Here is an 11,154-nt window from a genome sequence, read left to right on the forward strand (position 1 = left end):
GTGCAAGGCGCGCGGCAACCTCGCCTGCGCATCAAACGTGCGCGTCGCGCCCGGCCACCGGCGGCACGGGCGGTTCCATGAGCTCCTGAAGCAGTGCATCGCGCGCGCTGCGGCGGCGCACCCACAGCGCCGTGAGCATCGGCACGAGGATCGCGGTCACGAGGCAGGCAGTGGCGACCATCGCCGTCGCCGCCGGCACGAGCGGCTTGAAACGCGGAATCATCTCGCCGATGATGGCCGGATTCGCCACCGCCGCGCCCGCCGTGGACGAAGCCGCGAGCCCCGCCGCGCCGTTGCCGCCCGCAATCAGGCGATCGGCAAGAATCAGCGGAATGCCGGTCACGACGATCACGCCAAGCCCGAGCATCACGCCCGGGATCCCGCTCGTGACGATCACGTTGAGATCGATGCCGTTGCCGAGTGCAAAGCCAAAGAACGGAATCAGCGGATGCACGCAACGGCCGAACAGTTCGCGCAGATCGCTATCGAGATTGCCCAGGGCAAAGCCGATCAGAAACGGCAGCACGGCGCCCACGAAAAGCCGCGGCTCGAAGATGGCCACGCCGGTCGCGCCGAGGATGATCATGCTGACGAGCGGCCCTGACTCGACCGACATCAGCACGAACGCGCCCGCCTCTTCTTTCGTGCCGTATTGCTGCATCACGGCCGCGTAGAGACCGCCGTTGGTCATGTCCATCGAGGTCGTGATGGCGAGCACCGAGAGCCCCGCGAAGAGCCCCGTTTTCACACCGTCGACGGGAATGAAGCGCGCGGCGACCAGCGTGGCGACCCACGCCACGATCATCTTCGTGACGAGCAGCGTGCCGGACTTGCGCAGCACGGTGCCGGTCGCGCGCAGGTCGATCGTCGCGCCCATGCAGAAGAACCATACCGCGAGAATCGGGACGGTGCCGGTGATCAATCCATTGGTGAACGAACCAAAGTACTTGCCCGCGCCTGGCGCAAAAGTATGAGCACAGGCGCCGAGCAGCAGCGGCACCAGCATCAGGCCGCCTGGTATGCGGTCTATGGCCTTCTTGAGCTTCATGCCTCCTCCGTGGACTTTGCATCCGGTGGCCGGATCGGCACGTTCGCGCGTCCGGCTTTTTTCTCGCAATGCTCCCTTTCCGGAAACAGGATAGCAGCGTAAAAGGAACGCCGTTCCGATTTTTATACCGAAAAATGTCCACGTTTACCCGCTAATGGCTCAATATCTGGGCAGACCGGTTGCCAAACGTACTATGGCGTTGCAACATTTCCGGACCGATGTTCCGAAAACATGAATCTGCACTATAGTCCACGAGAGACGGTGCGCCGCCCATCCGACGGAGACATGGCATGGAAGTCAGACAAAGCCTCAACAGCGAATACGCGAAGACGCTCGACACAGCGGGACTGCGCCGCGAATTCCTCATCGAACGCGTGTTCGAACCCGACGCGCTGACGCTCACCTACAGCCACGTGGACCGCATCATCGTGGGCGGCGCGTTCCCCGCCACGCGCGCGGCCGAGGTGAGCGCCGCGCTCGGCAAGTCGATCGGCGTGAGCTATCTGCTGGAGCGGCGCGAACTGGGCGCGATCAATATCGGCGGCGACGGCTGGGTAGACGTGGAAGGCGTGCGCTACGCGGTGCGCAACGAGGAAGCGATCTATATCGGCAAGGGCGCGCAGGCCGTCGCGTTCGGCAGCGACGATCCGGCACGGCCCGCGAAGTTCTACCTCAACTGCGCGCCCGCGCATACGGCGTATCCCACACGCACCGTTTCGTTATCCGAAGCGTTGCCGCAAACACTCGGCGAAGCAGCCACGAGCAACCGGCGCACGATCTACAAGTTCCTCGTGCCGGAAGTGCTGCCCACCTGCCAGCTTTCGATGGGCATGACCAGACTCGAACCCGGCAGCCTCTGGAACACCATGCCATGCCACACGCACGAACGGCGCATGGAGGTGTACTTCTATTTCAACGTGACCGACGACGCAGCCGTCTTCCACATGATGGGCGAACCGCACGAAACGCGGCACATCCTCGTGCACAATGAACAGGCCGTTATTTCGCCGAGCTGGTCGATCCATTCGGGCGTCGGCACGCGCGCCTATACGTTCATCTGGGGCATGGTCGGGGAGAACCAGGTATTCGGCGACATGGACCATCTCGCCGTGCGCAATCTGCGCTGAAGCACGCCCAGGCATGGACCTGCATCAATCTACGACAGGAGGCCCGCACATTCATGGCATCCAGCACGTTCAATCCGTTCGATCTCAGCGGCAAGGTCGCTATCGTCACCGGCAGCAACACGGGGCTGGGCGCGGGCATGGTGCTCGCGCTCGCGCAGGCGGGTTGCGACATCGTCGGCGTTTGCCGCGCCGGGCCCGGCGACACGCCTGCGCGGGTCGAGGCCCTCGGGCGCCGTTTCGTCGACGTGCGTGCCGATCTCGGTTCGATCGCGCCGGTGGAGGACATCGTGCGCGCCGCCGTCGAAGCCTGCGGACGGATCGACATCCTCGTGAACAACGCCGGTATGATTCGCCGCGAAGACGCCCTCGCCTTCGGCGAGGACGACTGGGACGCCGTCATGGACGTCAACCTCAAGAGCGTGTTCTTCCTCGCCCAGGCGGCAGCGCGCCGGTTCGTTGCGCAGGGCGGCGGCGGCAAGATCATCAATATCGCGTCGATGCTGTCGTTCCAGGGCGGCATCCGCGTGGCCTCCTATACGGCATCGAAGAGCGGCGTGCTGGGCCTCACACGCCTGCTCGCCAACGAATGGGCCGCGCACGGCATCAACGTCAACGCGATCGCGCCCGGTTATATGGCGACCGCGAACACGGCCGCATTGCGCGAGGACGGCCGGCGCAACGACGAGATCCTCGCCCGCATTCCCGCCGCGCGCTGGGGCGAACCGGACGATCTCGCGGGGCCCGTGGTGTTTCTCGCCTCGGCGGCAGCGGATTACGTGCACGGCCATACGCTCGCCGTGGACGGCGGCTGGCTTGCGCGCTAGCCCACGCGGCGCGCACGGGAAGCGGTATGCTCCCGTCAGGGATACACATGGACCAGCAACAATGGCAGCAGACGCAGAAAAATCGGTAAAGCGGGGCAAGGGGCAGCGCAGCGCACAGGAGCACGCAATGAACGACATGGACGGCGGCACGGAGAAGGGCGAATCGGTCTCGTCGATCGGCCGCGTGTTTGCGATCCTCGGCGCGCTGGGCGAGAACGGGCCGGTCGGCATCAGCGAGCTTTCGCAGCGCCTTGCGCTTTCCAAAACCACCGTGCACCGTGTGCTGCAAACGCTGAAGGCGCTAGGCTACGTCGCTCAGGAAGTCGAAACCGACCGGTATCGTCTGACGATCCGGCTGTTCGAACTCGGCGCGAAAGCGCTCGAAAGCGTCGACCTCGTGCGCGAGGCTGACATCGAGATGCGGCGCATCGCGCAAGCCACGCGTGAAGCGGTTCATCTCGGCGCATTCGACGAAGACGCGATCATCTACATCCACAAGATCGACTGCGATTACGGCCTGCGCATGCAGTCGCGCATCGGACGGCGCAATCCGCTGCACAGCACCGCAATCGGCAAGGTGCTGCTCGCGTTCATGCCGCCCGCCGACGCGCAGGACACGCTCTCGCATGTGGACTTCAGGAAGTCGACGCAGAAAACGCTCACTTGCGCCGACGCGGTGCTGAACATTCTTCCGCGCGTGCGCGCGCAAGGCTACGGCGAAGACAACGAAGAGCAGGAAGAGGGTTTGCAATGCCTCGCGGTACCGGTGTTCGACCGGTTCGGGCATGTGATCGCCGGCCTCTCGATCTCGTTTCCGACCATGCGCTGCGGCGCGGACACGAAAGCGCACTACGTCGCCCTGCTCAAGCGCGCGGGCGCGGCGATCTCGGCGCGGCTCGGCTATCGCGAGCCGAGCGCGCACGAGCATGCGCCTGCCGAGCCCGGTTAGCCCGGCGTGGGGACGGTCGTGGCCGTGGCCGTTGCGGTGGTCTGCCAGCCGAGACCGAGGCTTTTCTGCAGCGACACGAAGTCCTTGAGCAAATCGGCCTGGCCCGACACCACGTTCTGCTGCGCGGCGAATTCCGTGCGCTGCGTGTCGAGTAGATCGACGAGGCTCGACGCCCCCGCACGGTAGCGCTGGCGCATGAGCGTCGCGGAACGCTCGGCGGAAACCTGCACCTTCTGCAAGGTCAACAGATGCTCGCGCTGATAGCCATAGCGCGAGAGCGACGCGTTCGCGTCCTGCAGCGCCGCGAGCACGGCTTTTTCGTAATGCGCTTCGGCTTCGTCGCGCGACGCTTGCGCGCCGTGCACCGCGCCCAGCGTGCGCCCGAAGTCGAACACGTTCCACTGCAGATACGGCGCCCCTACCCAGCTGAAATTGCTCTTGCGGAACAAGTGCCCCGGCACCGCGGCCGAAAAGCCGAGATCGCCGAACAGCGTGAGTTTGGGCAGAAAGTCCGCCACGTGCTCGCCGATCTGCGCGTTGCTCGAGGCGAGGCGCCGCTCCGCTGCGCGAATATCGGGGCGCTGCGCGAGCATCGTGGCGGGATCGCTCACGGGCACGCTTGCGGGCAGCTTGGGCAACGGCTGCGCCGTTGCCAGTTCCGCGTCCAGCGCGCCGGGCGCCTTGCCGGTGAGCACCGCCAGTTGGTCCAGCGATATTTCCACTTGTGCCGCGAGCGGCGTAATCGTGGAGCGCGTGTTCTCCACCTGGGTGGTGAGCCGCTCCACGTCCACCTCGGCCGCCGTGCCGCCCGCGCGGCGCTGCTCGGTGAGCGTGAGCATCTCCTGCTGCAGTTGCGCCGTGCGCTGCGCGATGGCGAGCCGCTGCTGCTCGTCGCGCAGGTCGATGTAGGCCTGTGCGACTTCGGCCGCGAGCGATACCTGGGTGTCCGCAAGATCGGCGTTCACGGCATCGGCCTCGTCGCTCGCCGCTTCCACCGCGCGGCGCGTGCCGCCGAACAGGTCGATTTCCCACGAGGCGTCGAAGCCCGCCGTGTAGAACGTGACCGGGCCGCCGCCGGAAGCGCCGCCCTGACCCGAGCTGCTGCCCGACGACGTCAAAGCGCTCAGGTCCGGCTGGCGCAAGCGGATCGCCGCCGCGCTCGCGCCGACCTTCGGCAGTTCGGCAGCGCGTTGCTGCTGCAGTTGCGCGCGCGAGGCGCGCAAACGCGCCTGCGCCGCGCGCACATCGGGATTGTGCGCGAGCGCCGCTTCGATCAGCGTGTTCAGTTGCGGGTCGTTCAGCGCAAGCCACCATTGGCTCGGTGCACGCGCGGGCTCCACGCCTTGCGCGGGCGTGCGCAGGAACGCCGCGGCGTTCGCCGCTTCGGGCGCGACGGCCGGTGCGCCGCGATAGTCGGGGCCCACGGTGCAGGCGGCCAGCGCGCAGGCGGCAGCGAGCGCGCTCAGCGCGGCGCAGGAGGTTCGGGGGTAACGGGTTGCCGTCATGAGTCAGTGATAATCTTCAGTGCCCGCCAGACGGCGCTTGCGCGCCGGGCTGCGGCTTCTTGAGCAGGAGCGCGAGCGGCACGCACGCCGCCAGTGCGATGCCGAGCACCCAGAATGTTTCGGAGTACGTGATGACCATCGATTGCTGCGCGATTTGCGCCGCAATCTGGCCGAGCGCCTGCAGTTGCGAGTGCGCCATGTCGCCCGTCTGCGTGAACCAGCTGGCCGCGCTCGCGGCCACACGCTCCTGGCCGACGATCGCATTGGCGCTCAGCGATTCGCGCAGCACGGCAGTATGGAACGCCTCGCGCCGGTCGATGAGCGTGCCGATGATCGCAAGGCCCACCGAGCCGCCCAGATTGCGCGCCATGTTGTAGAGCCCGGCCGCGTCGCCTGAATCTTCGCGCGACACTGCCGCCATCGACGCCTGGTTCAGCGGCATCATCGCGAGCATTTGCGCCACGCCGCGCACGAGCTGCGACCAGACGAAATCGTGACCGACGCTCTGCGCGGTGAGCGAAATGTCGAGCATGCAGCTCAGCGTGAACAGCAGCAGCCCGGACACCACCAGAATGCGGAAATCCACCTTGGCCAGCAGGCGCGGCAGAATCGGCATCACGAGGAACGCGGGCAGACCCGAAAGCAGCATGATCGCGCCGGACTGCTGCGCGTTGTAGCCGGCGACGAGGCTCAGAAACTGCGGCAGCAGATACGAAATGCCATAAAGCCCGGCGCCCACCGCGAACACGATAATGATGACGCTCGCATAGCGCGGATTGCGCATGAGCGACAGACGCAGAATCGGCTTTTTCGCGGTGAACTGCGAAAGCGCGATGAGCGCCATGCCCGCGAGCGAGACCCACGTGAGCGTGACGATGAAGCTCGACTCGAACCAGCGTTCGCGCTGGCCCTCTTCGAGGACGACCGTCAGCGAACTCAGGCCCACTGCCAGCCCGGCAATGCCGAGCCAGTCCGCCTTGAGAAAAGCTTCCCAGTGCGGCCGGTCGGCTTCGAGCCCGACGAGAAGCAGCGTGATGAGCGCAAGACACACGGGCAGATTGATGAAAAAGCACCAGCTCCAGCTGATGTTCTCCGCGAGCCAGCCGCCCACCACGGGCCCGAGCAGCGGGCCGAGCAGCACAATCAGGCCGAACACCGTCATGCCCACAGGCAGCTGCGAAAGCGGCAGGCGCGTGCGGATGATGGTCTGGCCGGTCGGGATCATCGCGCCGCCCGTGAAGCCCTGACCGATGCGCCCGGCGATCATCATGCCGAGCGTGGTCGACCAGCCGCACATCATCGAAAAGGCGATGAAGAGCGCCGAGTTCGCGAGCAGGAAATTTCGCAGCCCGAACACCCTCGTGAGCCACGCGGCGAGCGGAATCATCACGATCTCGGACATCAGGTAGCCCGTGGAGATCCACGTGCCCTCGGTGCCCGTCGCGCCAATCTGCCCCTGGATCTGCGGCAGCGCGGAGTTCGTGATGGAAATGTCGAGCGTGGCCATCAATGCGCCGAGCGCGCCCGCCGCGACGGCGATCCAGTCGGCCACGCTCGCGCGCTCGCCATGCGGATGCGGCACCGCTGCGCGAGCCGTATTAGCCACGGTGGTTCTCTTGATCGATACGGCGGTCGTCCTCACGCGCGGAGCGCGTGTCGACATCGACGGTCACCGACATGCCCGGCAGCAGCACGCTGCGCGTTTGCGGCCCGGTTTCGAGGCGGATGCGTACCGGCACGCGCTGCACGATCTTCGTGAAGTTGCCGGTGGCGTTCTCCGGCGGCAAGAGCGCGAACTGCGCGCCCGTGCCCGGCGAGAAGCTGTCCACCACGCCGTGCAGCGTGTGGCCGGGCAGCGCGTCGACGTGCAGTTCCACAGGCTGGCCTGCGCGCATGCGGCCGATCTGCGTTTCCTTGAAGTTCGCCGTGAGATAGGTGTGCTGCACCGGCACGACGGTCAGCATGCGCGTGCCCGGCTGCACGTACTGGCCCACGCGCACGCTGCGGTCGCCCACCCGGCCCGCCAGCGCGCTTTTCACCACGGTGTTGTCGAGGTCGAGTTGCGACTGCGCGGCGTTCGCACGTGCCGCTTCGAGCTGCGCGCGCGCCTGCGAGAGCTGCGCGTTCAGTGCCGAGATTTGCGAGCGTGCAGAGGTGACGGCGGCTGCGTCGGCGGCGAGCGTGGCCTGCGCCTTGTCGCGTTCGCTCCTGAGTTCGGCAAGCCGTTCGGTGGTTTCCGCCCCCGTGGCGGCAAGCGGCGCGTAGCGCGCCACCTCGTCGTTCGCGTGGCGCAGGCTCACCTGGGCGACTTCCTGCTGCGCCTGTGCCTGGGCCACGTTCGCGCGCTGCGCGTCGATCTGCGCCTGCGCATGCTCGATGTCCGCCGTGCGCGCATCGACGTTGGCCCGCGCCTGGTCGAGCGCCACCTGATACTGGCGCGCGTCGAGCTTCACGAGCGGATCGCCCGCCTTTACCGCCTGGTTGTCGGCCACGTAGACGTCCGTCACGTAGCCGCTCACCTTCGGGGCGATCGTCACGCTGTCGGCCTGCAGATAGGCGTCGTCAGTGGATTCGATAAAGCGCCCGACGACCCACCAGTGGCCCAGCCACACCGCCGCGCCGACGAGCGCCGCGAGGCCCAGCAGGATCAGAAGGGTTCGTTTCGCGCCGCTGCGCGCGGGTGCAGCGGCGGCGTCCGGCACGTCGCGCGCGGGCGCGCCTGCAGTCGTAGACATGGCGTTGTTTCTCAATTTATTCCAGTCGGAAGAATTATTCCATCTGGAAAAACTGTGTCAAGTGTTATATTTCGCAGGGATACGAAAGGAAATGCATGAGCGAAAGTAAGAAACTGCGACGTTCGCCCGAAGGAGGCTATGCGCGTGGCGACGAAACACGTCGCAAGATCATCGAGGCGGCCATCAGCCTGTTCGGGCAGCACGGCTTCGACGGCGCCTCCACGCGCGACATCGCCGCGCGCGCGGGCGTGAACGCACCGGCGCTGCAGTATTACTTCGAGAACAAGGAAGGCCTCTATCGCGCGTGCGCGGAGTCGATCGCCGACGAATCGTGGCAGTCGTTCGCGCCGGCCGTGCAGCGCGCACGCGCTGCGCTCGCACGCAACGCGGACACCGAAGCGCTGATCGACGCCTTCATCGACATCCAGTCGGCCGTGGCCGACCGTACCTTCGTCAAGCAGCACGGGCCGGACCAGCGTTTGTTCTTCGCGCGGGAACAGGGCGGCGGCGAACCGGAGATCGGCTCCGAAATCCTGCGTGAGCGCGTGCGCTTGCCGCTGAACACCATCAACGTGGAACTGCTCGAACGCATCACCGGCATGCCGGCCCACGATCCGCTCACCGTGGTGCGCATGTTCAGCCTGTATGGGCAGTTTCTGCTTTTCTTCATCGCACGACGCTCCACGCTCACGATGCTCGGCTGGGACGACATCGACAGATCGAAGGCCGATTTTCTGAAGCAGAGCATCGCGGAACAGACGCGCGTGCTGCTGCACCACTGGAATCGCGAGCGCGACAAGCACAAACAAAACGCTCAAGACAACTAAGCACTATTCAGGCGGCTGGCACGATCAAGCGACACCAGCAGGGAATCCTCGCGGCGCATCTGCGCACGTGTTAGTGTTCGAGATTCCCGCCCGTATGGAGCCGCCAGCATGTCTCCCCTCGCCGCCGTCGCCAGCATTCTCCTCGCTGTTCTACTCGGGGCCATGAGCCCTGGTCCGAGCTTCGTGCTCGTCGCGCGCAACGCAATCGGTCTGTCGCGCCGCGACGGCGTCGCCACCGCGCTAGGCATGGGCACGGGTGCGATCTGCTTCGCGGGTATCGCGCTCGCCGGGCTCTACACCCTGCTCGCCACCGTTGCCTGGCTGTATGCCGCGCTCAAGATCGCAGGCGGCGCCTATCTGCTCTACATCGCTTCGCGCATCTGGCGCGGCGCCGGCTCGCCGGTCACGATGAGCAGGACGGCCGTACCGGGCGAGCGCCCCGGCAAGTCATACTGGAGCGGCCTCACCACCCAGTTGAGCAACCCGAAAACGGCCATCGCCTACGGCGGCATCTTCGTCGCGCTGCTGCCGCATAACCCGCCGCTGTGGTGCTACTTCGCGCTGCCGCCGCTCGTTTTCGCGATCGAAACCGGCTGGTACACGGTCGTCGCGCTGTGCTTTTCGAGCCAGCGTCCGCGCGATCTCTATCTGCGCGCCAAGGGCGGAATCGACCGCATTGCGGCCGGCGCGATCGGGGCGCTGGGCCTGCGCCTCATTTTCGGCGCCGGGCATCGCGGGATCTGACGTCACCCCGCCGGACGCGGCCAGGAGGTCGCGTCGCGCCCGGCACACCGGAATTTTTTCACGAAGCGCTTGACAATCTATCTTCCAGTAGATAAATTGGAGCCCATGAACACGAAGTTGACCGTCCGGGAGCAGGTTCTCGATCACGCCATCACGCTCATGATGCTGCGCGGCTACAACGGCTTCAGCTACCGCGACCTGTCAGAGCTGGTGGGCGTGAAAACGTCGAGCATCCACTATTACTTCCCGTCGAAAGACGACCTGGTGCTCGAAGCGGTGAGCCAGTACAGCGGCGAAGTCATGGCGGGATTGCAATCGATCGACGCGGCGCTGCCGGCGCGCGAAAAGCTCGCTACGTACACGCGGCTCTTCGGCAAGACGCTGGGCGACGGCAACCAGATCTGTCTATGCGGCATGCTGGCGGCCGATATCGAGTCGCTACCGGAAACCGTGCGGCAGGCTGTGCAGGCGTTCTTCCGCGCCAACGAAAGCTGGTTGGCCGAGGTGCTGGCCCAAGGCGCGAAAGAAGGCACGCTGGTCGTGCGCGGCAAGCCGGAAAGCTCGGCCCGTACGTTGTTCGCGGCCTTACAGGGCAGCGTGCTGGCGAGCCGGCTGTTCCATACGAAGTCGCGCCTCGAAGATGTCGAAGCCATGTGGCGCGTGGCTCAGTAACGTATTCTTGCCCGGAAGACGGGGCGGTTAGCCGCCTCTTTTATTGGGCCGCGAATTCTATCTTCCGATAGATAGCTAGAAGGAGGAGCATCATGAACGTGTTTCGATGGCCGAAAATCTATCTGATGATAGATAGAATGCAAAAATTGACGGCCGGAAATTCGCAAGCGCTGCTCTTCTGCTGGACCCTGGTGCACAGGGTTGTCGCCTTGCACCACTAAATTGAGTGTCGTACTCCGCCGTACCTTCAACGAACCGTCTTTGCTCAAAGGAGCCTGTCATGTCGATCGAAAAAGTCCTCTACCGCGCCGAAGCCAACGTCACCGGCGGCCGCGATGGCCGTGCCGTCATCCCCGCCAGCCACCTGGACCTCAAGCTCACGACGCCGCGCGAACTCGGCGGCGCGGGCGGCGACGGCACGAACCCCGAGCAGCTTTTCGCCGCGGGCTACAGCGCATGCTTCATCGGCGCGATGAAATTCGTCTCGGCGCGCGACAAGATTGCGCTTCCCGCCGATGTCTCGATCACCGGCAATGTCGGCATCGGCCAGATTCCGAATGGCTTCGGCATTGAAGTCGAACTGAAGATTTCGTTGCCCGGCATGGATCGCGCGGCCGCCCAGGCGCTCGTCGACAAGGCACATATCGTGTGTCCGTACTCGAACGCCACGCGCGGCAACATCGACGTGACGCTCACCATCGTCTAAACCGCACGCAACACGCG

At 65.5% G+C, this 11,154-nt stretch carries 11 protein-coding genes; 7 read left to right on the top strand and 4 right to left on the bottom strand.

Translation table 11 applies throughout. The features are described 5' to 3' along the window. Positions 1-31 precede the first annotated feature (31 nt). The gene (gene kdgT / locus BHE01S_RS06560) at positions 32-1,048 is read right to left on the bottom strand and encodes a 2-keto-3-deoxygluconate transporter (protein ID WP_042261814.1); all 1,017 of its coding nucleotides are present in this window, start codon (positions 1,046-1,048) and stop codon (positions 32-34) included. 290 nt (positions 1,049-1,338) lie between these two features. Between kdgT and kduI the strand changes: the two genes are divergently transcribed. The 3 genes from kduI (at position 1,339) to kdgR (ending at position 3,948) form a co-directional block, all read left to right on the top strand. Next, positions 1,339-2,175 carry a 5-dehydro-4-deoxy-D-glucuronate isomerase gene (kduI, locus tag BHE01S_RS06565; protein WP_042261816.1) on the top strand — a complete coding sequence of 279 codons (837 nt, stop codon included), beginning with the start codon at positions 1,339-1,341 and terminating at the stop codon, positions 2,173-2,175. Between the two features lie 53 nt (positions 2,176-2,228). Continuing rightward, the gene (gene kduD, locus BHE01S_RS06570) at positions 2,229-2,999 is read left to right on the top strand and encodes a 2-dehydro-3-deoxy-D-gluconate 5-dehydrogenase KduD (protein ID WP_042261819.1); all 771 of its coding nucleotides are present in this window, start codon (positions 2,229-2,231) and stop codon (positions 2,997-2,999) included. Positions 3,000-3,126: 127 nt separating this feature from the next. Then, entirely contained in the window at positions 3,127-3,948 is an 822-nt protein-coding gene (gene kdgR / locus BHE01S_RS06575; protein ID WP_245639653.1) for a DNA-binding transcriptional regulator KdgR, read from the top strand. Here the strand turns inward: kdgR and BHE01S_RS06580 are convergent. From BHE01S_RS06580 to BHE01S_RS06590, 3 genes are read right to left on the bottom strand one after another with little or no spacing between them, the layout of a single operon-like run. Continuing rightward, positions 3,945-5,453 carry an efflux transporter outer membrane subunit gene (locus BHE01S_RS06580; RefSeq protein ID WP_042261823.1) on the bottom strand — a complete coding sequence of 503 codons (1,509 nt, stop codon included), beginning with the start codon at positions 5,451-5,453 and terminating at the stop codon, positions 3,945-3,947. The genes kdgR and BHE01S_RS06580 overlap by 4 nt on opposite strands. Before the next feature lie 16 nt (positions 5,454-5,469). Continuing rightward, positions 5,470-7,116: an MDR family MFS transporter gene (locus tag BHE01S_RS06585; RefSeq protein WP_084068616.1), complete on the bottom strand. Its 1,647-nt coding sequence runs from the start codon at positions 7,114-7,116 to the stop codon at positions 5,470-5,472. Beyond that, positions 7,052-8,188: an HlyD family secretion protein gene (locus BHE01S_RS06590; RefSeq protein WP_042261828.1), complete on the bottom strand. Its 1,137-nt coding sequence runs from the start codon at positions 8,186-8,188 to the stop codon at positions 7,052-7,054. Before BHE01S_RS06590 ends, BHE01S_RS06585 begins: the two co-directional genes overlap by 65 nt. 95 nt (positions 8,189-8,283) lie before the next feature. On the opposite strand from BHE01S_RS06590, the gene BHE01S_RS06595 reads away from it, so the two are divergent. The 4 genes from BHE01S_RS06595 to BHE01S_RS06610 all read left to right on the top strand — a co-directional run bounded on the left by BHE01S_RS06595 (position 8,284) and on the right by BHE01S_RS06610 (position 11,137). Continuing rightward, the gene (locus BHE01S_RS06595; RefSeq protein WP_042261830.1) at positions 8,284-9,015 is read left to right on the top strand and encodes a CerR family C-terminal domain-containing protein; all 732 of its coding nucleotides are present in this window, start codon (positions 8,284-8,286) and stop codon (positions 9,013-9,015) included. Between the two features lie 108 nt (positions 9,016-9,123). Further along, positions 9,124-9,759 carry a LysE family translocator gene (locus tag BHE01S_RS06600; protein ID WP_042261832.1) on the top strand — a complete coding sequence of 212 codons (636 nt, stop codon included), beginning with the start codon at positions 9,124-9,126 and terminating at the stop codon, positions 9,757-9,759. 105 nt (positions 9,760-9,864) lie between these two features. Continuing rightward, the gene (locus BHE01S_RS06605; RefSeq protein ID WP_042261834.1) at positions 9,865-10,431 is read left to right on the top strand and encodes a TetR/AcrR family transcriptional regulator; all 567 of its coding nucleotides are present in this window, start codon (positions 9,865-9,867) and stop codon (positions 10,429-10,431) included. Positions 10,432-10,711: 280 nt separating this feature from the next. Next, entirely contained in the window at positions 10,712-11,137 is a 426-nt protein-coding gene (locus tag BHE01S_RS06610; protein WP_042261835.1) for an organic hydroperoxide resistance protein, read from the top strand. The last annotated feature ends 17 nt before the right edge of the window (positions 11,138-11,154 follow it).

Origin of the sequence: Paraburkholderia heleia NBRC 101817 (assembly GCF_000739775.1) — a bacterium.
GTDB lineage: Bacteria > Pseudomonadota > Gammaproteobacteria > Burkholderiales > Burkholderiaceae > Paraburkholderia > Paraburkholderia heleia.